Origin of the sequence: Bacillus nitratireducens (genome assembly GCF_036320425.1) — a bacterium.
Lineage (GTDB): Bacteria > Bacillota > Bacilli > Bacillales > Bacillaceae_G > Bacillus_A > Bacillus_A nitratireducens.
This window is the reverse complement of sequence record NZ_JAUMJO010000011.1, coordinates 44,722-69,607: the sequence shown is the minus strand read 5'-3', so window position 1 is coordinate 69,607 and position 24,886 is coordinate 44,722. Positions and strand designations below refer to the sequence as shown.

Here is a 24,886-nt window from a genome sequence, read left to right as displayed (position 1 = left end):
AAAATAGTATTATTTCAGTCATTTCTCGGAAGTCTTATTATATTTTTTTCGACCATTATCCAATCTTTTCCTTCTTTATAAAGAACATCCTATTGAAAAAGCCCTTGTTTTCATACAAGGACTTTTCCATTAAACTATTTTATTTCGCTACTTCTTCTTTCGGCATTACCATACCTTTATAAAGTTGAACAGTAATCCAGTAATAAATGAAATAAATGACTAAGAAAATCCCAATTGGCACCCACACTTTCACAAACGGGTCAACTAATATAAAGCTGAATAAGTTAAGCCCTACTAACACGTGGGAAATACCAATGATCGCTGGGAAGATAAATAAATATGAGATTTCTTTATATATACTTTTTGTTAACATACTACGTCTCACACCGATTTTTCGTAGCATTTCATAACGGCGTACATCACGAGAAGCGCCTGTTAATATTTTGAACATTAGAGAACTCGCCATCATTGCTAAAAACGCAATTCCGAGGAAAAATCCCATAAACATTGTTCCACTCATGAAACTGTTCATAAACTGATAAATTGTCATTTTTGTATATAGTTCTACTTTTGCGCCTGTTGTTTTTTCAATTAATTCTTTTTGTCTCTTATCTATATCGAGCAACAATGGTTTATATTTTTTCATATCATCTACTTTTGCTAATGTTACAGTATGTTCTGTTCCTTGAATTCCTTTATAACGCTCTTCATCTGCAATTCTTACAGGTTTTCCGTTAAATTGATTATGTGTAATTTGTATCTCTCTTACAACCACATCTTCCCAATCTTTTGGCATACGAGGAAGCTTATTCGCTACTTCAGGAGCGTCCAAAGCAGAATAGACAGGTTCAGTTAAAGGTTCAGCCACACGTTTACGAGCAGGTTCTTTCAAAGTCTTTGTATCAAAGTGATCAGAAACAAGTGGCGGTTTCGCAGTTAAATCGTTACGTAAATAATAAACTGCTTCACCATCTACTTTATACTTATACTTACTTTCTTCAACAATTTCCATTTCTTTTAATGCTGCTTTATCTTGTTCATTTGGATCATGAATTACGACATCATATACACGTGAGAAGTCTGTCATAATGCCTACGTTCTTTTGAAACGCCATACCTGCTGTCATTGCACCTGCACCTAATGCAATTAACATCGCTACAGTGCCTAGTACTCTCGATAAACTAGTTACTCGAAAACGTAACTGTGCATAAGTAAAACTATTTAATCCCGTTTCATTCCGTTTTTTATTCCCCTTAATTTTCATCACGAAAAATGGGAGCAATGAGCTAAAAATGAAATACGTCCCTAATGTTGTAACGATTGTCGCTATTATAAATCCTAGTTCAGCAAACATTTTTATATTTATCATAAAATAATATCCTATACTTACAAGTAACACACCTAGTACTGTCATAATAACAATTCGAGTTTTACTTTTCTTCACTTCATCTTGCGTTTCATCTTCACGTATTAACTCTAATTCTGTTTTACGTAATAATCGGAAACTATTCATTAAACCAGTAATGAAAAATAATATTAAGAAGAATATAGATGTAACTAATATAGCTGGTGTGTATACAGATGCATAATTACCTTTTGCTGAAATTTCCATTCCATTCATTAAAAAATTTCCTGCTACACTAGCGAGTACTATTCCTACTAAAATACCGATAATAATACTGACAATCCCCATACCAAAAGTCTCAATAAATAATAATTGTGCTACTTTTTTCTTTTTTGCTCCAAGCATCATGTACATACCTAGTTCTTTTCTTCTTAATGTAAGTAAAAAAGAATTGGCATATATGATGTAAAAAACTGTAATAAAAGAAAGCAATATTGCACCAACCCAGAAGACAAGCCTAATACTACTAATGAGACTATTATCTTTCGTAAATTCACTATTCATCGCCATCGTTTGGAACATGTAGAAAATACTAATACTAATAACGAGACCAATAAGTAAAACCATATAATCTTTTAACATCTTTTTCATACTATGACGTGATAATTTGAATAACATAGTCTCGCCCCCTACTTAGACTCAGCAGCTGAGCCCATATGAGCGAGCACACCTAAAATGTCTTGATAGAAATTTTCTCGCGTTCCTTGACGCTTTAACTCTTTATAAAGAAGACCGTCTTGAATGAATAAAATACGCTCACAGTAACTTGCACTAAACGCATCATGTGTGACCATTAAAATACTTACATTGTGATTTTCATGTAAATCTTGCATCGCTTCTAATAAACTTTTTGCATTTTTACTATCAAGTGCTCCTGTCGGTTCATCTGCTAATACGATTGCCGGATTATGTACTAAAGCTCGTGCTGCCGCTGTTCTTTGTTTTTGTCCACCAGAAACAGCAGTCGGATATTTTGTTAAAATTTCAGTAATCCCTAATTTCTTTGCTACTCCATTTACCTTCCCCGTAATCTCACTTGACGGTACCCCTTGCAAGGAAAGTGGTAAAGCGATATTTTCATAAATTGATAAGTTTTCTAGTAAGTTAAAATCTTGAAAAATGAACCCTAATTTTTGAGATCGAAAATCTGATAATGCATTACCCTTCATAGAAGTAATATTTGTGCCAGCTATTGTTACACTGCCACCTGTCGCTTGATCAAGTGTACTAATTACATTAAGTAATGTCGTTTTTCCAGATCCGGAAGGACCCATAATCCCTACAAACTCTCCTTCTTTAATACTTAATGAAACACCCCTTAATGCTTTTGACTGATTCTCATTTCTTTTCCCATACGTTTTTTCTACACTTTCTACAGTAACTACATTTGTTGACATTTCTTTCACTCCATCCCTTTTGTATAAAATTAATTTCTCACATATTTCTTATCTTTTTCTCATGTAAACCCTTAATATTTTTTTAATTTTTCTAACAAAATTAGATATATAAGTAGAATGAACCTATTTCCTATTTCCTCTTTCATATTCTCACTTTTCTAAAAATCGTTCCTTCGATTTCCCTTACATTTACCTTACATTTTTGTAAGGTAAACAAGAAAACACACAACTTCATAAAAGCATTTCTTTGTAAAGAGAAATGCTCTTTCTTTTTGTCAAAATTAAAAGCTCATCTTAATAAAAGTTAAAACAATATAATTTTATTGTAAAACGATAAATCTTATGATAAAATCATGTTGTTATTACATAAGCGAGGTGCTTTTTATGAAACAAGTTACAACACTCTTTTTAAAGCTAGCTATTATTTGTATAGGAATCCCAGTTCTTGCATTGTGTATATTTTTGGTGCCTAAGATCGGGAGTTTTGCTGGAGAATTGTATCCAGATATTGCTTATATGAAATCTCTCGTTTTAATCGATATGTACGCGTCAGCGATACCTTTTTACTTTGCTCTGTATCAAGCTTTTAAACTTTTAAGCTATATTGATAAGAACCAAGCGTTCTCGGAATTATCGGTAAAGGCATTAAAGAATATAAAATACTGTGCCATCACGATCAGTACCTTGTACTTGCTAGGTATGCCACTCTACTATCTCATGGCGAAAAAAATTGACCCTCCAAGTTTCATACCAATCGGATTGACCATCATTTTCGCCTCTATGGTGATCGCCGTTTTTGCTGCTGTTCTCCAAAGACTTTTACAAGAAGCTATTAATATAAAATCAGAAAATGATTTAACGGTCTGAGGTGGAGGATATGGCAATTATTATTAATATTGATGTGATGTTAGCAAAACGAAAAATGAGCGTAACGGAGCTTTCGGAGAGGGTCGGGATTACGATGGCGAATCTTTCCATTCTGAAAAATGGGAAAGCAAAAGCGGTTCGTCTTTCAACATTAGAAGCGATATGTAAGGCTTTGGATTGTCAACCGGGTGATATTTTGGAGTACAAAAGTGACGAATACACTCAATAAAACATACAACAACTTTCTTCAACCAATGGGATTAGATAGTGAAATTAAGATGAAGGGATAGCGATTAAGCTATCCCTTCTCTACGTTTATTATTGTTATTTAATATATCTTTAATTACTTTAAATTCAGTATTACATATTAATGTTGTGTTTTATTATCAATCTCTATTTCCTATTTTTCATTTCCTCTTTCATACTTTCCACAAACGCATCTAGTTCAACAATTTTTGACTCCTCTTCACCATATTTTCGTACATTTACAGCTTCGCTTTCCATTTCCTTATCCCCAATAACAAGAACATATGGAACTTTTTGCATTTGTGCTTCTCTAATTTTATACCCCAATTTTTCATCACGTATATCTTCTTCAACACGAATCCCAGCTTGTGCTAATTTATGTGCAACTTCATTTGCATATTGTACATGTACTGCATTTGAAACAGGAATTACTTTCACTTGAACTGGTGCCACCCATACTGGGAATGCGCCTCCAAAGTGCTCAATTAATATTGCTAAAAAGCGGTCTAAAGATCCTAAAACTGCTCGGTGAATGACAACTGGTCTTCTCTTTTCATTCTTCTCATCTATATAGTTTAGGTCAAACTTCTCTGGCATTTGGAAATCAAGCTGGATTGTACCGCACTGGTGACTTCTATTTAAAGCATCTTTAATGTGGAAATCAATTTTCGGTCCGTAAAATGCACCGTCACCTTCATTTAGTCGATATTTATAATTTAATGATTGTAATACATTCGCTAATGCTGCTTCTGCTTGCTCCCATAACTTATCATCACCCATTGAATCTTCTGGACGAGTAGAAAGTTCTACTTCATACTGGAATCCAAAAGTTTTATATACGTAATCAATTTGCGCCATTACGGATTTAATTTCATCTTCAATTTGTTCTGGTGTTACAAATAAATGAGCATCATCTTGGCAGAAAGTACGAACTCTTAATAATCCGTTTAATGCCCCGCTAAATTCATGTCGATGTACTTGACCGAATTCACACATGCGAATCGGTAATTCGCGATAGGAATGCAATTTATTTTTAAACATAAGCATATGGCCAGGGCAGTTCATTGGCTTTAATGCAAAACTTTTATTGTCTACTTCTGAGAAATACATGTTGTCCTTGTAATGTCCCCAGTGTCCTGATTTCTCCCATAATTCTTGGTTCATCATAAACGGAGTGCGTACTTCTTGATAATTGTACTCTTTTTGAATTTCTCTTAAAAATGCTTCTAATTCATTGCGAATAATCTGTCCTTTCGGCAAGTAAAACGGCATTCCTGGTGCCTCTTCTGAAAACATAAATAACTCAAGTTCACTACCTAACTTACGATGGTTTCTCTTCGCAGCCTCTTCAACAAAATGCAAATACTCTTCTAATTCTTTTTGAGAAGCAAATGCAACGCCATATATACGCTGAAGCACTTGATTATTACTATCACCTCGCCAATATGCACCTGAAACGTGAGTTAATTGAAATGCTTTTAAATAGCCTGTTGACGGTAAATGTGGCCCCCTACATAAATCTACAAATTCACCTTGTTTATATAGTGTTACACTTTCTCCATTAGGGATTGCTTCTAAAAGTTCTAATTTCAGGTGATCGTTCATTTCTTTAAACAGTTTTTTTGCCTCTTCTCGTGAGACCTCAACTCGTTCTATTCTTACATTTTCATTTATAATCTTTTTCATTTCTTTTTCGATTTTCGGTAAATCTTCTACGTTTACACTACTCGGAAGATCCATATCATAATAAAATCCATTTTCAATAACCGGCCCTACACCGAGGTTTACATTACCATAAATTCTTTTCACAGCTTGTGCTAATATATGTGCAGCAGAATGTCTTGCAATTTTTACCCCTTCATCTGAATCCATAGTAACGATTTCAACTTTCGCACTTTCTTCAATGTTTCGTCGTAAATCAAAAGACTGATCATTAACTTTTCCTGCGACTGCTTTCTTTTTTAAACTACTGCTAATGGATCCTGCAATTTCTTCTAAAGTAATTCCTTTTACAAATTCTTTAACGCTACCATCTGGAAATTTAATTTCAATCATCTGTTCTTTCATTTTTCATCTCTCCATTTCATAATAAAAAGCACACTCATCCCTAAAATAGGGACGAGTGTGCTTATACCCGTGGTTCCACCCAGATTCCCATCGTAAACATACAATGGCTTCTTTTACGGTAACGTCGTTTACACGGCACTAGATACTTCATTTCCCTAGTGCAGCTCTAAGGTGGTAAGTTATTTTTCTGCGTTAGGAAGTTCTCAGCTTTCCTTCCTTCTCTGTATAACCGGGTAAAATAACTCGTGTCCTTTTCTTCGCTTATTATAAAATTGAATGCAAAAAAGCATATTCATCCCTAGTAAATAGGGACGAATATGCTTATATTCGTGGTTCCACCCAGATTCCCATTACAAAAAACATAATGGCTTCTTTTGCGGTAACGTCGCTTACACGGCACTAGATACTTCATTTCCCTAGTGCAGCTCTAAGGTGGTAAGTTATTTTTCTGCGTTAGGAAGTTCTCAGCTTTCCTTCCTTCTCTGTATAACCGGGTAAAATAACTCGTGTCCTTTTCTTTGCTTTTATAAAACATCCATTTATTGTTATTTAATATATCTTATTCATTTTATTTTTGCAAGTGTTAAATAATATTATTTATTTTATTTAAAAAAGTGAAACCAAAAAAATTTGGTTTCACTTCTCAATTTTACCAATCTTGTGGTTCGTAATTTAAGTCTGAAAATAGACGTCGTTTCTCTTTCTTCGATAAATCTCTCCACTGTCCGACAGGTAAATTATTCAATTCAATATTCATAATTCTCGTACGTTTTAACGTATATACTTGATAACCTAAAGCTTCACACATACGACGAATTTGGCGATTTAGCCCTTGTGTTAAAATAATTTTGAATTCATATTTTGATAACTGTGTGATCTCACAAGGAAGAGTTTTTGTATCTAAAATTTTAACACCCGCTGCCATTTTTTCTAAAAATTCCGGTGTAATCGGCTTATCTACTGAAACGATATATTCTTTCTCATGCTTGTTTTCAGCACGTAAAATCTCATTAACAATATCGCCATCATTCGTTAACAAAATTAAACCGTCTGAGTCTTTATCGAGACGCCCGATGTGATTAATTCGTAAAGGATGATTCACTAAATCGATAATATTACCTTTTACTGCTTTTTCACTTGTACATGTAATACCTACTGGTTTATTTAAAGCGATATATACGTGATCTCGAGCGATACGAAGTTGCTCTCCATTTACGCGCACATCATCACCTGGATTTACTTGGTCACCAATTTTTGCAACCTTACCGTTAATAATTACTCTTCTCTCATTAATTAATTTATCTGCTCCACGTCGAGACGCTTTTCCAGCTTCACTAATAAATTTATTGATACGCAAATTAGGCACATCCTTTTCTAAAAAAAATTTCAAGCTCACACTGCTTCTACCGTACAATACAAAAGGGTAAGCCTCCTATTATAACTTAAATATATTAACATGAAAGGGTATATAACGTCTTCTATTAATTACTCATTTATAAGAAAATATCTTAATTATACATTCATTTATGCACGTTTTGTACACTTAATATACAAGCCACTCTTCCTTACATACAGCTTGTTTTCCTTTTATCTCTTCTATATCTTCATGAACATTAGCTGATTTATTTAACTCAGGAAAAATCTCTTCCACATAATTTTGATGCATCTTTTCATCTTTCCAATAAGTTAACACGATGTAACGATTTTCATTTTTTAAAGACTTCCCAACTACCCCACCTAACATCCCTTTTGCTTTTTCCATTCCTTTATTCCAAATTGTTTCTTGCTTATGTAAGAATTGCTTTTCTTTTTCTTCCTTTACATCACATATGGCAACTCTTACGAATGATCCTTCTGTAACTACGTTTTTCAAAGGCTTATCATTTATATCATACAACATTTGAAATAGTTCAATTTCACATGAAAGAAACGTACCCTCTTGATTACTATTTAAATAAATTGTATCGTGAGCACCATTCATAAATGATTGATATGCATTTCTATCTGCCCATAAAGTAAATACACATGCTTCCTCTTCACTCCATCCACCAAATTGTCCATTAAATCCATCTAAATGCTGTATATCACGCCATTTTTCTTGAGCATCCGAAAACATCTCCCTTTTCTCTTCTTCCACTTTGCAAAATATTGTTTTTAGTAACATTTCTAGTTCCCCCTTATAATACAATCCATTTCCCGGCCGCAGCCTCTTCTGGTATACCAAAATAATCTGCAGAATCACGAGCATCAAAATTATACATTTCTATTGCTATAAACTGCATTTCCCCACTCGAAATTTGATGATAAATCATAAATACCGCAAGTTGATTCTCTGTATATTACCTTGTGAAAGGACATCTACAATATAAAAATCCACAGTCCTTGCCTATCTTACTTCATTCAAAATATCAGTTTACATAAAAAAATTATAAATAACTAGAATTCCCCTCTGCCCTTTCTATCAACCATTCACCAAACGTATTTAAAAATAATAAAATTTCATTTATATCATTTATCGGTTCAATTACATATTGTAATGCCTTTCTCATATTTTTTTCTTGTTCGGGAAAATACTTACTAAATAACACATATGCAGGATATAAGTCTCTGGAGTAGACCCCTTCTCTATCAATGGTTAATGCAAGACCTGCTCTAATTATTATCTTCATAATCCAACGACAACAATCCGCTATATCTTCTACGCCTTTATTATGTATTAACTCTTTGCGTGCTTGTCCAATTTGTTTCCGCAATTGAATAAGGTGTTCATAAGCTAACTCCTGACTTACTTTATATTTAGGTAAAGACAATTTTACGTCTTCACCAAATATGCATATACCATGCGTCCGTATCATAAAGCCTATAAAAGAAAAACTTTTGGAATTCACTACCTCTTTTTCACTGTGGAAACTTAACTCCACTCCCGATATACAATTAAACTGTTGTAAACTTTGAACTTCTAACTTCTTTCGCCAGCTTAAGTCTATTAAGTTAGGATCCTTGCGCACTAATATAATCACATCTATATCTGCAATCCCTTCAATTCCAATCCCTCTTGGAATTGAACCTCTTATATAAATACTGTGCAAATCATCCTGTAACATTTCACAGCAAGTATTTTTTATTTCTTGTATTACCTCCATAAATATAGGTTGAATTTTATCAATGTGTGCATCATTTATAATATATCCTTCATCATCTATAGGACAAAAACGCCCTATTTTTTTTATTCTTGGCAATTTATCAACTCATTTCTACATAAAATATTATTTTATTCCCACACATCATAATTATAATTCAAATAATTCAGAATCAAAAACCTGAAAGTTCTCTTTCTACGTATATTTTCTTCTACATTTTAATTATAAAATCGTAATTCAAATCAATTTTAGTCAATTTACTCTACTTAAAATAGCACAATTATTATATATTATAATTATAAGTTTTAAATTTTGGAGGCGTTACATATTGAAGAAGTTATTTTTTAATAAATGGACGGTTGTTTTTTCTATTCTTATCATTGCTAGCACAATTTTCTACACAATTAAAGATAGAAATAATAAAGAAAGCGCAACTGTAGAAACAGTGGATACAAAAACTTTCAAAACTAAATTACAACCTAAAATCAATGAATTAACTACTAATTATAATGACATAATTGAGAAAGATTGGTTGCCTGCATGGGAAGAGATTAACACTAACGGAGATTCAGTAGATAGAAATAAATTATTAGTTACAATGAGTGCAGTTTCTAAACAATATGAAACAATTATGAAAGAAATAGACACAATGAAAATTGAAGAAAACATAACAGATATACATATACAAGAACAACTAATCCAATTCACAACTCAGTTTAAAGCTGCATCAAACTTCATGAAAAATGCAGCAGATTTAATTATAGACGGATACAACAATTCTACTCCAACCAATGAAACAATTGAAAATACAAAGCATGCTTTAGGGCTTGCAGATCAACATATTGTAATCGCTTTGTCTACTTTAAATGAAATAGAAGATAAATTAGGAATATCAAAAAAATGAATTTATTTACTATTTCAAAATAAAAAATGATTGCAATTCAATTATTGTATATCTATAATATTTTTATTGATTATGTATTTTTATTTACGATCAATGCGTTTATGTTTTGAATTTTATAATTCGGATGAACCATTCAGGAGAAGGTCTATCGATCTACCGACGGGGCAAAAAGTTGCTGAACCAACTTTGAAACTCTCAGGTCTTGTTTACAAGTAGAACTGCATGGGGACGAATCTCTGGAGAGACTCCCTCTCGCTTTATATAGCGCGGAGGAAAACGAGCACCGAAGGAGCAAATCCGCTAATCTAGCGGATAATCTCTCAGGTAAAAGGACAGAGACAAGCGAAAGAAAATGCCGATTTGTATCGGTTTATTTTTCTATCCCTTGTTTCTCCAGAGACCATTTCATTTCCTTGAAGTGGTTTTTATTTTTTCTAAAAAAGGAGAATACAGATGGAGACAGTAAGTAAAGTATTAGAACAAATTAATCAGTATGTGTGGGGGTTGCCAACTTTATTGCTACTCGTTGGAACTGGTATCATTCTCACAGTGCGCTTAAAAGGTTTACAGTTTAGTAAACTAATATACGCTCACAAACTAGCTTTTAAAAAATCTGAGGATACATCATCTTCTGGAGATATTAGTCACTTCCAAGCACTGATGACGGCTATGGCTGCAACGATTGGTATGGGAAATATAGCAGGTGTCGCAACTGCTGTGACGATCGGTGGACCCGGTGCGATCTTTTGGATGTGGATTACCGCGTTGTTCGGTATGGCAACAAAGTATGCTGAAGCAATTCTTGCGGTGAAATACCGTGTTAGTAATGAAAATGGAGAATACTCTGGTGGACCAATGTATTATTTAGAACGTGGTTTAGGGAAAAAGTGGCTGGCTGTTTTATTCGCTATATTTGGCACAGCTGCTTCTTTCGGTATCGGTAATATGGTTCAATCTAATTCAGTTGCAGAGGCAATGCGAATCAACTTCTCTTTCCCTCCTGCATTAACTGGTATATTCATGTCATTCTTAATCGCTATCGTTATTTTAGGCGGCGTTAAAAAAATCGGGAAAGTGACAGGATATATCGTTCCTATTAAAGCTTTCTTTTATATCATTGCTGGTCTTATTATTATTTTCTATCACTACGATCAAATTCCAGAAGCATTTTCACTTATTTTTTCTGGTGCATTTAATGGTACTGCAGCTGCTGGTGGTTTTATTGGCGCAACAGTTGCATCAGCTATTCAAATCGGAATGGCGCGTGGTGTATTTGCGAACGAAGCTGGTTTAGGTAGTGCGCCTATTGCAGCTGCTGCAGCAAAAACAGATTCACCTGCAAAGCAAGCATTAGTTTCTATGACTGGTACTTTTCTCGATACATTTATTGTATGTACAATTACTGGTCTTGTATTAATTACTACAGGTGCATGGAAATCTGGTAAAACTGGCGTTGAAGCTACAACATTAGCATTCCAATCTGTTTTTGGTACTGCTGGTAGTATGATTCTCGGTATCGCCATTATATTATTCGCCTACTCTACTATTTTAGGCTGGTCGTATTACGGCGAGAAATGCGTGGCTTATTTATTTGGAGAAGGTGCTGTAAAATATTATAAAGCAATCTTTATCGTTATGATTGCTATTGGAGCTAATTTAAAGTTAGGTGTTGTATGGACATTTGCCGATATCGCAAATGGGCTTATGGCGATTCCAAACTTAATTGGCCTAATTGGATTAAGTGGTGTAGTTGTCGCTGAAACAAATCGGTTTTTACAAGCAGAGAAATTAAAAGAAAGTCATAAAAAACAGGCAAGTTAATCACTAAAAAAAGGAATGGCTCATTTATAATAAGCCATTCCTTTTTTCTCTATTTCAATTCCTTTCCCTCCTGAACCATATGTAAATAAAGTACAAAATCCATCATTGTAGATGAATAACCAAGTTGACGGATCATTGCTGTTATATTCCCTCTATGATATGTACCATGATTTACGACGTGTTGCACTAACTCTAAAATGGAAGTGTCTAATGCACCTGCATATGGGTTCTCAATAACAAATACAGTATTTACGTCTTGTATTGTACTTAAAAATTCTTTATATTGATTTGCCATGTTTTCAAACATTTTTTCTAATTCATGTAACGATTTAGTTTCGATTTGTTTTCGTAATTTTTCTCGATCTTGTATTACTTCACTCATACTTTTACCATGCAATATGTGTAACCACACTTGATCTGTAATATAAATATGCGCAAAAGTATCCTTAATTGATGGAAATACACTCTGTATCTGTTCATTAAAAATTGTCTCATAGTTTGGTAACTCTTTTAGTCGATTGAATAATCGTGTATTAGCCCAAGCATGGTAATCAAACTGTTTTAACATATAATCTTTCAATTTAAATCGCCTCCTTATTGTATGAAACGAATGTTTTGTTCCTTCATTTCCGATTCTCTATCAGCTTTTACAATCCCTTTTTCATTCATTTCATGTTTATTTATAGTTTTATATTTTACGTACGTATGAAATTCCGTTTTAAATGGAAACGGTGTAATTTGAATTGTTTCTTCATCCACCCATTCAGCTTGAATAGGCTTCTCCCTCTTACTATTAAACATTTCTGTTCCTTCAAAACCCTCTTTAAATAAATCAATTTCATCTTTCTTTTTTACACCAGGTTTATTCATACATACATATAAAGAAAGTTCATCACAAAACTTTAATAATCTATAATGTTTATCGAACATCGCATATTGTTCTTTTGTTAACGTTTTCAAAATTCTTTTTTGTCGTTCCAATTCATGTTTATAAAAAGACATCATCTCTTCATTTTCCTCATTTAATGGAAATGATAAAAAGTGCTTACTACAAAGTAGCGCCCCGTATGGATTAGAATCTTCAATTTCATTCAAACCAATCGTATAAAAAACAAAGCGTAATGAACTTGGACAATCCATAAATGTATATGGAATATTTTTAGCATCATTCAAAATTGGTACTTTATCAAGTTCTATCCATCCTCTATCATGTTCATATATTGCATCAATTGTCTCTTTTAAGTATCTTTTATCTTCAAAGAACTCCTCTTTTATATAACTTGCAATCTCACCAGCTAAAAAACCATGATCATGTTGACGAATTAATATACTTTGTTTCTCATTCTTTTCACGAAAAATCATCCGTATACTCCCCCTCATCTTCATATTATAGCTTGTCGTATGCATCAATTCTTAATAAATCCCTTTTAATTTGCAGGGATTCAGTTTCTTTCAACGAAATTAACATAACTATATAGCATTCTTTCTAACAATATAAATAGCTTTATCTTTATTATCCATTATACTAAATCATTCATTCCAAAAAATTTTTTTATGAGGTGAAAACATGAACAAAACAGAATTAGTTAAAAACGTGGCACAATCCGCTGATATTTCTCAAAAGGAAGCTTCTGCAGCTGTACAATCTGTATTTGACACAATTGCTACTGCATTACAATCTGGCGATAAAGTTCAATTAATCGGCTTTGGAACTTTTGAAGTGCGCGAAAGATCTGCTCGTACAGGACGTAACCCGCAAACTGGCGAAGAAATTCAAATCGCTGCTGGTAAAGTTCCAGCATTTAAAGCAGGTAAAGAGTTAAAAGAAGCTGTTAAATAAACAAAAAACCAGCCATTTTATAGGCTGGTTTCTTGTTTTATTTAAGTAATTCCTTTATATTCTCAGCATGATATACTTCACAAATATAAAATATGCATTTGCAATTACTTACAATTTGATATTTTCTAGTTGGATAAACATTTGCCGTAACAGAGCATCCATCAAACAATTCAATAATATTCCCAGATGGCTGATATCCTTCGTATAATACGTTTCTTCTTACTTCCATCTTTTCTATAAGTTTTTCAACTGGAATATTTCCACTCTCTAATTCACTCTTAATTGTATTTGGTAAAAACGAAGTGTCCGCAAAAATTAGATTTTCAGATAACACTTTTCCTTTATAACTAACATTGGATACACGGTAAAGAAATGTTCCGTTTTTATCAAAGAAATTCTTTGCTTCTTTCGGGATGTACTGTCTATCAATTACCTCTTGTTCGAGAACATCAAACTGAACTGTATCATTCAAAAGCTTCTCTAAAGCATGAATAGATGATGTATCTTCAGAAAATAAAATATTTTTAATTGCTTGTACATTATAAGTAAATTCACTTTTTCTATTTTCCGCTACTAACATGAGGAACACCTCTTCTATAAGATTTTTTATTTAACTTATTTATAATTTAAAAGCGCTACTGCGTCTAACTGTGTAATTTCAGTTACTTCTTTACTAAATATTGCAACGGAAGCCATATAATCTACACTTGGCCTTATATCCTCCATCATTGTATTTTCTACTAACTCTTGCCTATCCTTAAAAACCAACAAATTTGGAGGATCATTTGGAGCTGATACAATAATACCTACTGGTGGAATCATTAGACCTTCACCTGTCGCTTTGAGTACCGCTTCTTTTCGAGTCCAATATGTTAAAAAACCTTCTATTTTCTGTTCATTAGGTAACTTCATAACTTGCACTATTTCAATGTCTGTTAATACGCCCTCTGCCATTTTCATAACATCTACATTTGGATTCATTTGTTCAACATCAACGCCTACAGGTGCAGACTTTGTAAATGCAACAACAACCCACTCACCCGAATGTGAAACAGATATTTGTGGCATACCTTCTGGTAATTGTGGCCTACCATGTTGTAACTTACATACTGGGCACATTCGATCAATCGGCACTTGAACGGGTGACATAGAAAGTATCTTTCCAAGGACTAATCTACTAATTACGCAACCTATTATAAAACGTGCACGATCTGCCGAATGATGATATGAATTTGCTTTCTCTCGTTCAACATCATTTAGTAAATTGTAATGCCATGATTGTAAATCTGAAATTCTCGCCCACCATATTTGACAACTATTCTCATTAAGAGTTGGTACAGAATCTACAACTTTACTCTCCATCATGTAAACTCTCTCCTTTTAAATGCCAATATCACTTTATTTCAAAAGAGTATTAGCATGCTACAACTTATTCATTTACAACTTCTTTCTCTTTTTGTAATACAGATAACGGCTTTTTATTCTTCTTTGACATTACTTCTTTATCAGAAATACGTAAAGAAAATAGTAATGCTATAAGTAAAAATATTGCTGATCCAATTAATGCAGCTTGATATGGTAAGAAATCTGACTGTGCATTATTCTGTATTTCATTACTTCCAAATCCAGATAATATGCTAGCTAAAACAGCAACTCCTATCGCTGAACCTAAACGGTTTTGCACATTGAATATAGTAGTCGCTCTCCCCATAGAAGGTGGTGCGATATTGTTAAATGCAGAAAATTGAACTGCTCCAACAGACTGGCCTAAGAAAATACCGATACCAAACAATAATGCCCGAATTTGCCATGGGTTCGTATCGTGATTTACAAAACTTAATAAAACAAAGATAATCGCCGTACAAATTAATCCAATAGAAATTACCTTTCGAGCTCCTAATTTCTTATATGACCATGGCACAATCTGTGACGATATCATTAACCCAATCGCCTCCGGGAATGTCGTAAGACCTGATTCCAATGCGGAAACTCCTATTACATTTTGATACATAAGTGGAAAAACAAATAACATTCCTAGTAAACCAGCGGATGAAAACAATGAAATAAGACTCATTTTTCTAAAGACTGGTTCTTTTAATAAGCGTAAATCTAACATCGGTTGCTTTACTCTAAGTTCTACAATGATGAACAAAGTAATGAATACAATCCCAGCTATCCCAGTACTCATAATTTCTGGAGAAACCCAGCCTTTTGATGCTCCTTGGCTAAGTGCATAGATTAGCATCGCAAATCCTGGTGCTGAAAGAACAAAACCTAGAGAATCAAAGCGACCAGCTGATTTTTCAATATGCTCTTTTAAAAATAGAAGACCGAATAGTAACGCTACGATTCCAAACGGTAAATTAATATAAAATGCCCAGCGCCAAGACATTTGATCTACAAAAAAACCGCCAATAATTGGTCCTACTGCCGGTGCTACAGCAATTGGCAACACAATAAACCGTGAAATTTTCGGCCTTTCCTCTGGTGAAAATGTTCGGAATAACATCGCCATCCCAACTGGTGTTAAAAGCCCCCCGCCAGCACCTTGCATAATACGAAAAATATTCAATGAAGTAATATCGTTCGCTATTCCACATAATGCAGACGCAGTTGTAAATACGAAAAGAGCGGTTAGAAATACTCTTTTCGTACCGAAGCGATCTCCTAACCAACCAGAAATCGGAAGGAAAACAGCTAAGCTAACTAAATACCCAACATTAACCGTCCCCATTGCAGATGGAGGCACTTGTAATTCTTTACTTATCGTTTGCAGTGCTACATTCACAATTGTTGCATCCATCGCAGCCATAAACATCGCTGTTATATATACGATACTTACAACTACTTTTGGATTTATTTTTGCCTTCATTATCGTTTTCCTACTAATATTTTTTCGCCAACTTGATTACTTTTTGGATTCAAATCTTTCCAGGTATTTTCAACATATTGTAAACAATCATTCCTACTTGCCTCTTCATGTACGACATTCCAACCAATAGGTACATCAAGAAAGACAGGCCAGAGAGAATACTGGCCCTCCTCATTTTTTAATACCTTATATGTGTAATTATCATTTTCAAATGGATTCGTCATACTGTACTTACCCCTTTCTTATTCTGCAAATATTTCGCTAATACTTGTCCAATTTCTGTAAGTGGTCCTGGTTGACATAAATCTTTATGTCGACAATCAATATCGTGTTGCACAATTTGCCCATCTAAATAATTTAGCCACGTATTTGGAGAAATAGGATCAAACCAGTCTGGTATAACAGTAGATCTAAAGAATAAAATATCTCCGTTATAAACTTTCGGTACATATTTCCCTAACAATCCTACCGAATTTATATATGTTTCTTTCAAGTTCAAAATAGTCTCTTCTTCCAGACTTGCTAATGCACTTCCATCTTTACGAAGTATTTCCACCGCACTTTCCATAGTAAGTGGTTTCCCATCCATGTTATCTGGATCGTATCCCCCTAAAGCAAGTAATGCGATTAACGCTTCTTCTTCAGTAGGTGCTTCCGTATTCGGTAAGAAGTGACCAGGATAAGAATCTAGCATAACGAGTAATTCTACTTCTTCCCCTTCATTTTGCAGTTGCGCCGCCATTGCATGCACAACATTTCCTCCGAGCGACCAACCGAGTAAACGATATGGTCCGTAAGGCTGTACTTCACGAACGTGTTTTAAATAATCGGCCGCCATCTCCTCTAAACTTTTTGGAAGTTCTTCATTTTTAGCGATACCACGTGCTTGGACACCGTAGATTGGATAATCTGTTCCTAAAGATTTCATAAGTCCTGCATAGCACCAACTTAATCCACCTGCTGGGTGTACACAAAATAGTGGTAATTGGTCTCCGCTTGCTCGTAATGGAAGCAACACATCGAGTGCACTTTGTCCATTTCCCACTTCAAGTCTTTCAGCAAGACCTGCAACAGTAGGTGCTGCAAATAAAGTTCCGATATTTAGTTCCACCCCAAGTGCTTCTTTAATACGGCTCATAAGCTGCACTGCAAGAAGTGAATGGCCACCTAGATCAAAGAATCCGTCATCAATTCCAATTTGAGACACACTTAAAACTTCTGTAAACAAGTCACATAACATTTCTTCTTGCGGTGTTCTTGGTCCACGACTAGAAGATGATGCGATAAATTCTGGAGCTGGCAATGCCTTTCTATCTAATTTACCGTTTGGAGTTAAAGGCAACTCATTTACTACTACAAAAGCGTATGGAACCATGTAATCTGGTAAACTCCCTCCAGCATACTGACGCATTTCATTCGTATCAATCGTTTCATTATTTGAAGCGACGATATAAGAAACTAATCGTTTATCCCCTGGTTGATCTTCCCGGACAATAACGGCTACTTGTTCAACTTTATCGTGTTTCATTATGACCGCTTCTATTTCCCCTAATTCAATTCGGAATCCACGAATTTTAATTTGATGATCTGCACGTCCTATATAATCTAACGTCCCATCTTGACGCCAGCGTGCTAAGTCTCCAGTACGATACATTCTTGTACCTGGCTTACCAAATGGATCTGCGATAAACCGTTCAGCCGTTAATCCTGCTCTTCCTAAATATCCACGAGCTAGTCCGGCACCTGCAACATACATTTCTCCAACTACTCCAGGTGGCACTGGTTGTAAATAGTTATCTAATACGTATACTTTAAGGTCAGGTATACTGCACCCAATTAAACTATTTGCTCGTAAAGAAACGATACTCTCATCTAACTCAATATAACTAACATGTACCGTCGTCTCGGTTATACCGTACATATTAATAAGCTTCGGTGCGTTATGAGGATGACGACCATACCAATCTTCTAATCGACTTAGTTCAAGTGCTTCTCCTCCAAAAACAACATATCGTAAAGATAATTTTTGACCAACCTCTTCATTTTCACGATCTGCTTGCATCAATTGATAGAACGCTGATGGAGTTTGGTTTAATACAGTAACCTTTTCCTTAACAAGAAGCTGTAAAAATTCTTTCGGCGAGCGACTTACAGTATGTGGTACTACGACTAAACGCCCTCCGTATAATAATGGTCCCCAAATTTCCCAAACCGAGAAATCAAAGGCGTATGAATGGAACATCGTCCAAACATCGTCTGCGTCAAATTGGAACCAATGATCAGTTGCTCCTAAAAGTCTTACTACATTTTGATGAGGTATCATAACGCCTTTCGGTCTACCAGTTGAGCCTGACGTATAAATAACGTAAGCAATATGTGAAGGAGATAATGGTTTAATGCGCTCCATTTCATCAATATTGTCTTCACTATATTTCTCAATTTCTTCTATTACTTTCACATCATCAACTAAAATCTTTAGTGCCTCATCACATTCAATTTCCACATCTGAATTTGTTAAAACACATGATGGTTTCGCATCGTGGAGCATAAATGAAATACGATCAGACGGGTAATCTGGATCTAACGGAAGGTATCCCGCACCAGCTTTCAGAACAGCTAGTAAGCTTACAACCATATTTAAAGATCTCGGCATCGCTAAAGCAACGAGTTGATCAGGGCCTACTCCTTTTGCTATTAACGAACGAGCTATTTTATTCGCTTTTCTATTTAACTCTTCATAAGTTAGCTTTTCATCTTCAAAGACGACAGCAATAGAATTTGGATTTACATGAGCCTGCTTTTCAAATAATTGTGGCAATGTCATTTCAGGTACAATTTGAAAACCGCCATTCCACTTTTCTAAAACTGTATTTCGCTCTGCTAAAGTTAATATTTCTAATCTACCAATTGATTGATCCGGGTGTTTCGCTGCATCATCTAATAACAGAATAAATCGTTCTATTAGTTTTTGAACTGTTTCATGTTTATATAAATCGGTACTAAACTCTAACAATCCGTGTAAGCCGTTTGGCGTACCATCAACTCCGTTACTCTCTCTAATTTCAAATGTTAAATCAAATTTTGCAGAGCCAACACTTTGAATTTCAAGGCTCGCTTCTATATCCGGTACATTAAACGTTGCTTCTGGCGTATTTTGGAAAGCTAACATAACTTGAAACAGCGGATGACTATTTCGAGTTCGTACTGGATTTAACACTTCAACAAGTCGTTCAAATGGAACATCTTGATTTTCATAAGCTGCAAGGTTTACCTGCTTCACTCTATCCAATAATTCTTTAAAGCTTGGATCTCCTGATGTATTTGTACGTAAGACTAATGTATTTACAAATAAACCGACTATGTCAGAGAGTGCATCATCGTTTCTTCCAGCAATTGGACTTCCAATCGGTATATCAGTACCTGCACCTAATCTTGTAAATAGCGCACTAAGTCCTGCTTGCAACACCATAAACAAACTAACTCCATTTTTCCGTGCGAGCTCTACTAACCTACTATGCATACCTTCATCTATATGAAATTGAATTGTTTCCCCGCGATAACTCGTTTCAATTGGACGCTGGTAATCTGTAGGTAACTCCATTTGATCTGGTAAACCTTTTAGCTCTTCTTTCCAAAAATCTAATTGTGTTGAAATAAGACTCTCTTGTGTAGTTTCATCACCTAGTAGTTGCTGTTGCCAAAGTGAATAATCTGCGTATTGAACTGGAAGGGTTTCTAATTGAACACTATCACCTTGACATCGTGCTTTATAAGCTACTGTAAAGTCTCTCGTTAACGGTTGTAATGACCAGCCATCTCCTACAATATGATGTAAAAGAATTAGTAATACATGCTCATTTTCACTTACTTTAAAAAGTTGTAAACGAACTGCTGGCTCAACATCAAGGTTAAAGCTATATTTTACCGCCTCTGAAAGTACACTTTCTAATTCATCTTTACATGTTTTTGTTATAATCATTTCTAGATTTAAGTCTTCCATATTTAAAATTTTCTGATAGGAACTACCTAATACATTAGGAAAAATTGTTCTCAGTGTTTCATGTTTCTTCACTACATCATAAAAGGCACCTTGCAATGCTTCCTCATTCAATTTTCCAGACATACGAATGACTAACGGAATATTATAAGTAGGACTTGGACCTTCTAAACAATTTAAGAACCATAACCTGCGCTGTGCAAATGAAAGTGGAACTTCATTTGGTCTTCTTACTTTCTTAATTGCTGGTCTTGCAGTTTTTGCTTGATCCAATTGCTTCGCTAGTTCAGCAACAGTTGGCGATTCAAATAGTTTTCCAATTCCTAATTCGACACTTAACGTTTCACGAATTCTTGCCATTAAACGAGATGCAAGAAGTGAATGACCACCCATTTCAAAGAAATTATCATCAATGCTAATGCGAGAAACATCAAGTATTTCTGCAAATAAATCACATAATATTTCTTCTCTCGGATTTCTAGCAACTCTCTCCTTGTTCATTTCATTAAAATCAGGAGCAGGTAATTTCTTTCTATCAACCTTTCCATTTGGTGTTAACGGTAATACTTCAAGCACAACAAATGCTGATGGTACCATATAATTCGCTAAACTTTCTGAAACATAAGAACGAATTTCCGCAAAGTTAATTGTTTCCTTCTCTTCAGCAACGATATACGCAATAATTCGTTTATCATTTGGGCGATCTTCTCGTACCATTACTACCGCTTGTTGAATATTTTCATGTCGTTGTAATACCATTTCAATTTCAGCTAATTCAATTCGGAAACCACGAATTTTAATTTGATAATCTGCGCGACTAACGTACTCTAATACACCATCGTTACGCCATTTCACCAGATCACCTGTGCGGTACATGCGCTTCCCTCGTTTTCCATAAGGATCTGCAACAAACCGTTCAGCCGTTAACTCTGGTTTTCCTAAATATCCGTTCGCAAGCCCTTCCCCTGCAATATATAGTTCACCAATTACTCCAGGTGGTACTGGTTGTAAACCTGCATCTAATACATACACGTCTGTACTCCAAATTGGCTTTCCAATAGGAGGTATACCAATTCCATTTTCATCAATGTTCATGACAGTAGACCAAATAGTCGTTTCAGTTGGTCCATATAAGTTTGTAATAGAGCAACCTAATTCTTTTAATGTATTTGCTAAATGGGCTGGAAGTGCTTCACCACCAACGAGCGCTTTTAGCCCTTGTAGTCTCTCTGGATATTCCGTTACTAACGCCTGCCAAAGCGTCGGTGTAGCTTGCATAATTGTCGCTCTTTCTTCTTGTAAAAGTGCAGTTAACGCAGTTGGTTCTTGAATTACCTCTTTTTGTGCGATTGTTAAACTTGCACCACTAATAAGAGGTAAATAAATTTCTAGTGCAGAAATATCAAATGCAAACGTTGTAACTGCTAATAAATGATCGTTTTCATGTAATGAAAACATATCGTCCATAGCCAATAAAAAGTTACTTAAAGCTTTCATAGGAACAATTACACCTTTTGGATTTCCGGTTGATCCTGAAGTGTAAATTGTATACGCAGGCTTTAGAAGTGATCCATCAATTCTAAATGGTAGATTCATATGAGAATATGCTTTTAATGCTAGTTCTGTTTCTTCGCGATCTAATTCGATTTTTTTCATATCATTTTCTATAACTAAATTAGATGAAACAGATGAATGTGTGATGAAACAAACTGGTTTTGCATCATTTACTATATAATTTATTCGCTCAGCTGGGTATTCTGGATCTATTGGTAAATACGCTGCACCTGCCTTTAAGACTGCTAGCATACTAATTACCATTTCTATTGATCTTGGAAATACTAAAGCCACAAACTGATTTGGCCCTATTCCTTCTTCTACTAAATAGTGCGCCAGTTCATTCGCTCGCTCATTTAGCTCTTTATACGTAAGGTCTACTCCGTTACAAGTAACCGCTATTTTATTTGGATTTTTTTGTACTTGTTTTTCAAATAATAAAGGTAGATTAATTAGCTCTTCAGCTTCCTTCGTTTCATTCCATTTCAATAAAACTTTATGATTTTCTTCAGGAAGAGTAATGTTTATTTTTCCAATTGACTCGTTTTTCTCATAATTATTTACTACTAATTCGAATAGATTCATAAATCTTTCTTTATGCAATGCTAGTTCCGTATCGCTATATACTTCCGGATTCGCATCAAAATGAATCATTAACTCATTTTCATCGAAGCGCTTATATACATTTATCGATAAATCATCGACAGGTCCTGCTGATAAATTATGTGTAATGCCACGATTCCCAGCAAAGTTAAGCCCATAATCAAAAGGCAGAACATTCACTAACGGCCCAAATAACCTTTGATTTTCACCTAGTAACTTTAAGTCTCTTCTTAATTCCTCATGACGATATTTATGATGACGACGTACGTCTCGGATTTCTTTAGAAACTTGCTGTATGAATTCCGCAAGAGTTATATTTGGAGTTACAGTGAGCCGAAGTGGAACTAAATTCATTACCATGCTTGGTGTATGAATAGATGCAGAACCTAGACGCCCCATCATTGGTAAACCTAAAACAATATCATTTGCACCTGTTAATTTATGCATGTAAATACTTGTTACAGCGACAATAAATTCTGGCCAACTTGTTAACGAAATATTAATATCTTCTAGTAAAGTTTTCGTGCTAGAACTGGATAAATAAGCTGTTTCTCGTAAAAATCCATTTGATGTTCTCGGCGCTCGTTCTGCCAAACTTACAACTTCCGGTTCATCTGCAAACTTCTCTAACCAAAAAGTACGATCTTCCTGAAATTGTGTAGATTCACGATACTCATTATCTTCTTGTACAATTTTTGCAAGAGAGCCAAATGACTTTCCATTCTTATTTGTTTCTTCTATAAGTGATGTATACTCATTGGCTACCTTTTGGCTAAGAATTGAAAACCCATAACCATCCATCACAATGTGATGGATGCGCTGATACCAAAAGAAACGATTATTTTCAACTTGAATAAGTACTTCAGTAAATAATTTATCTGTTTTCAAATCGACTGGCATAGATAAATCATTTTTCATCCATACTTTAGCAGCCTCTTCAGGATTTTCTTCTTTACGAACGTCAATAAAATGCATATGAAACTGTAATTCTTCAATAACTTGCCATGGACCAATTTCATCCTCTTCGAAACGAACATGCAGTGCTTCTGCTTCCATTACAACTTTACGTACTGCTAATTCAAAAATATCTTGATTAATATTTCCGTTTATTTCTACATATTCCCCAGTATTATAAATTGGATTCAGCGGATCTAATTGCTGTGCAAACCACATACCAGTCTGCGCAGATGATAACGAATGGCGAACCTTTTGACTATTAGGCATTCTTTACTACCCCTTTATTATGTAGTCTATTTGTTACAGTACCTGTGCTGTCTGTGAAGATAGTAAACTGTACCAATCTGAAACAGTTGGACGTTCTGCTAAATCTGCAAAAGTTATTTCTTTCCCTTCGCGACGCCACTTCTCTACTAAACTCATAATTCTGACCGAATCAAGTCCTCTATTTAGTAAGTCCTCATCAATATCAATACTCTCTACTGGCTCACGAAGTAGTTGTGCAACTAGTTCATGCACTTCCTGTATAGTGACTCCTTCACTCTCATCACCTTTTACACTTTGTAAATTTTTTAATAGTAAGTTTGTTGATGTCGTTACTGCACATCTACTAGATGCATACTCTAATGCTTGTTTATGATGCTCTAGTGAAAAATCAGCAACTGCATCTGCTATAAAGAACGGCTCTATTCCATCCATAAATGCTTCACAAGCTGTTAAAAGGCAGCCAATATGTGCATAAATACCGCAAATAATAAGTTGATCTCTTCCCTGTTCATTTAAAATTTCTAATAGATTTGTCTTTTTAAATGCACTATATCTCCATTTTGTTAAGAATATATCATCCTCATCAGGAGTAAGTTCATCGACAATTTTCTTTTTATCTGGTCCAGCAGGAATACCGTCCCCCCAGAAATCTTGTAATAACCCTCGTTGTTCTAACGTTTGTCCACCTGGTTGTGCTGTATAAACTACTGGTATACCAAGTCCCTTACATCTTTCTCTTATCACCTTAATATTTGAAATGAGTTCTACTTTTGGTGATTCTTTATCGCTATATGCATCAAGAAAATATTCTTGCATGTCATGGATTAGAAGAACCGCACGCTTCGGATCTGGTGTCCAGTTCACTTTATTTTTTGGTAGTTCTGATTCAACTGGCATTTTGTATACTGAAATAGATGGGATAGCCATCTAATCACTTCCTTCCAATTTT

The 24,886-nt window shown here is 34.8% G+C and carries 19 protein-coding genes, 1 riboswitch and 2 other annotated features; of the genes, 5 read left to right on the top strand and 14 right to left on the bottom strand.

The genetic code is table 11. From position 1 onward, the window contains the following. Nucleotides 1-139: 139 nt before the first annotated feature. Entirely contained in the window at nucleotides 140-2,023 is a 1,884-nt protein-coding gene (locus Q3V31_RS27300) for an ABC transporter permease (RefSeq protein WP_090813368.1), read from the bottom strand. An 11-nt stretch (nucleotides 2,024-2,034) separates the two neighbouring features. Beyond that, nucleotides 2,035-2,802: an ABC transporter ATP-binding protein gene (locus tag Q3V31_RS27295; protein WP_000106431.1), complete on the bottom strand. Its 768-nt coding sequence runs from the start codon at nucleotides 2,800-2,802 to the stop codon at nucleotides 2,035-2,037. A gap of 384 nt (nucleotides 2,803-3,186) precedes the next feature. Here Q3V31_RS27295 and Q3V31_RS27290 point away from each other — a divergent pair, with 384 nt between their 5' ends. Further along, nucleotides 3,187-3,669 carry a DUF2975 domain-containing protein gene (locus tag Q3V31_RS27290; protein ID WP_000815885.1) on the top strand — a complete coding sequence of 161 codons (483 nt, stop codon included), beginning with the start codon at nucleotides 3,187-3,189 and terminating at the stop codon, nucleotides 3,667-3,669. 10 nt (nucleotides 3,670-3,679) lie between these two features. Continuing rightward, entirely contained in the window at nucleotides 3,680-3,898 is a 219-nt protein-coding gene (locus tag Q3V31_RS27285; RefSeq protein WP_000974631.1) for a helix-turn-helix domain-containing protein, read from the top strand. Nucleotides 3,899-4,062: 164 nt separating this feature from the next. On the opposite strand, the gene thrS is transcribed toward Q3V31_RS27285, so the two are convergent. The 4 genes from thrS to Q3V31_RS27265 all read right to left on the bottom strand — a co-directional run bounded on the left by thrS (nucleotide 4,063) and on the right by Q3V31_RS27265 (nucleotide 9,221). Then, nucleotides 4,063-5,982, bottom strand: a complete 1,920-nt coding sequence (thrS, locus tag Q3V31_RS27280) for a threonine--tRNA ligase (protein WP_000663072.1) — start codon at nucleotides 5,980-5,982, stop codon at nucleotides 4,063-4,065. 44 nt (nucleotides 5,983-6,026) lie between these two features. Continuing rightward, nucleotides 6,027-6,249 (bottom strand) — a binding site (T-box leader). A gap of 37 nt (nucleotides 6,250-6,286) precedes the next feature. Further along, nucleotides 6,287-6,510: a binding site (T-box leader), on the bottom strand. Between the two features lie 121 nt (nucleotides 6,511-6,631). Continuing rightward, a complete protein-coding gene (locus Q3V31_RS27275) occupies nucleotides 6,632-7,339 on the bottom strand; it encodes a pseudouridine synthase (protein WP_001222156.1) in 708 nt (235 codons plus the stop codon). Nucleotides 7,340-7,525: 186 nt separating this feature from the next. Next, complete coding sequence (locus Q3V31_RS27270) at nucleotides 7,526-8,146, bottom strand: YdbC family protein (RefSeq protein WP_000925132.1); 621 nt, start codon at nucleotides 8,144-8,146, stop codon at nucleotides 7,526-7,528. 262 nt (nucleotides 8,147-8,408) lie between these two features. After that, entirely contained in the window at nucleotides 8,409-9,221 is an 813-nt protein-coding gene (locus Q3V31_RS27265) for a hypothetical protein (protein WP_001137354.1), read from the bottom strand. A gap of 229 nt (nucleotides 9,222-9,450) precedes the next feature. Between Q3V31_RS27265 and Q3V31_RS27260 the strand changes: the two genes are divergently transcribed. Both Q3V31_RS27260 and Q3V31_RS27255 read left to right on the top strand, forming a co-directional pair. Beyond that, complete coding sequence (locus Q3V31_RS27260; RefSeq protein ID WP_071734161.1) at nucleotides 9,451-10,026, top strand: hypothetical protein; 576 nt, start codon at nucleotides 9,451-9,453, stop codon at nucleotides 10,024-10,026. Nucleotides 10,027-10,252: 226 nt separating this feature from the next. Next, nucleotides 10,253-10,372: riboswitch (glycine riboswitch) on the top strand. A 107-nt stretch (nucleotides 10,373-10,479) separates the two neighbouring features. Further along, the gene (locus tag Q3V31_RS27255; RefSeq protein ID WP_000451031.1) at nucleotides 10,480-11,847 is read left to right on the top strand and encodes an alanine/glycine:cation symporter family protein; all 1,368 of its coding nucleotides are present in this window, start codon (nucleotides 10,480-10,482) and stop codon (nucleotides 11,845-11,847) included. A gap of 49 nt (nucleotides 11,848-11,896) precedes the next feature. Here the strand turns inward: Q3V31_RS27255 and Q3V31_RS27250 are convergent, their stop codons facing one another. Continuing rightward, a complete protein-coding gene (locus Q3V31_RS27250; RefSeq protein WP_000656392.1) occupies nucleotides 11,897-12,427 on the bottom strand; it encodes a DinB family protein in 531 nt (176 codons plus the stop codon). A 14-nt stretch (nucleotides 12,428-12,441) separates the two neighbouring features. Next, nucleotides 12,442-13,209, bottom strand: a complete 768-nt coding sequence (locus Q3V31_RS27245; RefSeq protein ID WP_000577306.1) for a DUF3891 family protein — start codon at nucleotides 13,207-13,209, stop codon at nucleotides 12,442-12,444. 205 nt (nucleotides 13,210-13,414) lie between these two features. On the opposite strand from Q3V31_RS27245, the gene Q3V31_RS27240 reads away from it, so the two are divergent. Next, nucleotides 13,415-13,687: an HU family DNA-binding protein gene (locus Q3V31_RS27240; RefSeq protein WP_001043960.1), complete on the top strand. Its 273-nt coding sequence runs from the start codon at nucleotides 13,415-13,417 to the stop codon at nucleotides 13,685-13,687. Nucleotides 13,688-13,724: 37 nt separating this feature from the next. Here Q3V31_RS27240 and Q3V31_RS27235 read toward each other — a convergent pair whose 3' ends face one another. From Q3V31_RS27235 to Q3V31_RS27210, 6 genes are all read right to left on the bottom strand, one after another. Beyond that, nucleotides 13,725-14,267 (bottom strand): hypothetical protein, encoded by a 543-nt coding sequence (locus tag Q3V31_RS27235; RefSeq protein WP_000959130.1) that lies wholly within the window; start codon nucleotides 14,265-14,267, stop codon nucleotides 13,725-13,727. A gap of 35 nt (nucleotides 14,268-14,302) precedes the next feature. Continuing rightward, nucleotides 14,303-15,052 (bottom strand): 4'-phosphopantetheinyl transferase Sfp, encoded by a 750-nt coding sequence (gene sfp / locus Q3V31_RS27230; protein ID WP_000970684.1) that lies wholly within the window; start codon nucleotides 15,050-15,052, stop codon nucleotides 14,303-14,305. Nucleotides 15,053-15,116: 64 nt separating this feature from the next. Next, nucleotides 15,117-16,559: an MDR family MFS transporter gene (locus Q3V31_RS27225; protein ID WP_000644786.1), complete on the bottom strand. Its 1,443-nt coding sequence runs from the start codon at nucleotides 16,557-16,559 to the stop codon at nucleotides 15,117-15,119. Further along, nucleotides 16,559-16,783 (bottom strand): MbtH family protein, encoded by a 225-nt coding sequence (locus tag Q3V31_RS27220; protein ID WP_000184071.1) that lies wholly within the window; start codon nucleotides 16,781-16,783, stop codon nucleotides 16,559-16,561. Before Q3V31_RS27220 ends, Q3V31_RS27225 begins: the two co-directional genes overlap by 1 nt. Next, the gene (locus Q3V31_RS27215) at nucleotides 16,780-23,937 is read right to left on the bottom strand and encodes a non-ribosomal peptide synthetase (RefSeq protein WP_329767532.1); all 7,158 of its coding nucleotides are present in this window, start codon (nucleotides 23,935-23,937) and stop codon (nucleotides 16,780-16,782) included. The genes Q3V31_RS27220 and Q3V31_RS27215 overlap by 4 nt, the downstream gene beginning before the upstream one ends. 33 nt (nucleotides 23,938-23,970) lie before the next feature. After that, the gene (locus tag Q3V31_RS27210) at nucleotides 23,971-24,864 is read right to left on the bottom strand and encodes an isochorismatase family protein (RefSeq protein ID WP_090813364.1); all 894 of its coding nucleotides are present in this window, start codon (nucleotides 24,862-24,864) and stop codon (nucleotides 23,971-23,973) included. Between the last annotated feature and the right edge of the window lie 22 nt (nucleotides 24,865-24,886).

Bases quoted from the DNA above. Each gene is read 5' to 3' on its own strand.
- Q3V31_RS27245 (WP_000577306.1), bottom strand. From the start codon at position 13,209: ATGATTTTTCGTGAAAAGAATGAGAAACAAAGTATATTAATTCGTCAA.
- Q3V31_RS27240 (WP_001043960.1), top strand. From the start codon at position 13,415: ATGAACAAAACAGAATTAGTTAAAAACGTGGCACAATCCGCTGATATT.
- Q3V31_RS27220 (WP_000184071.1), bottom strand. From the start codon at position 16,783: ATGACGAATCCATTTGAAAATGATAATTACACATATAAGGTATTAAAA.
- Q3V31_RS27215 (WP_329767532.1), bottom strand. From the start codon at position 23,937: ATGCCTAATAGTCAAAAGGTTCGCCATTCGTTATCATCTGCGCAGACT.
- thrS (WP_000663072.1), bottom strand. From the start codon at position 5,982: ATGAAAGAACAGATGATTGAAATTAAATTTCCAGATGGTAGCGTTAAA.
- Q3V31_RS27225 (WP_000644786.1), bottom strand. From the start codon at position 16,559: ATGAAGGCAAAAATAAATCCAAAAGTAGTTGTAAGTATCGTATATATA.
- Q3V31_RS27285 (WP_000974631.1), top strand. From the start codon at position 3,680: ATGGCAATTATTATTAATATTGATGTGATGTTAGCAAAACGAAAAATG.
- Q3V31_RS27295 (WP_000106431.1), bottom strand. From the start codon at position 2,802: ATGTCAACAAATGTAGTTACTGTAGAAAGTGTAGAAAAAACGTATGGG.
- Q3V31_RS27290 (WP_000815885.1), top strand. From the start codon at position 3,187: ATGAAACAAGTTACAACACTCTTTTTAAAGCTAGCTATTATTTGTATA.
- Q3V31_RS27235 (WP_000959130.1), bottom strand. From the start codon at position 14,267: ATGTTAGTAGCGGAAAATAGAAAAAGTGAATTTACTTATAATGTACAA.
- Q3V31_RS27300 (WP_090813368.1), bottom strand. From the start codon at position 2,023: ATGTTATTCAAATTATCACGTCATAGTATGAAAAAGATGTTAAAAGAT.
- Q3V31_RS27210 (WP_090813364.1), bottom strand. From the start codon at position 24,864: ATGGCTATCCCATCTATTTCAGTATACAAAATGCCAGTTGAATCAGAA.
- Q3V31_RS27270 (WP_000925132.1), bottom strand. From the start codon at position 8,146: ATGTTACTAAAAACAATATTTTGCAAAGTGGAAGAAGAGAAAAGGGAG.
- Q3V31_RS27255 (WP_000451031.1), top strand. From the start codon at position 10,480: ATGGAGACAGTAAGTAAAGTATTAGAACAAATTAATCAGTATGTGTGG.
- sfp (WP_000970684.1), bottom strand. From the start codon at position 15,052: ATGATGGAGAGTAAAGTTGTAGATTCTGTACCAACTCTTAATGAGAAT.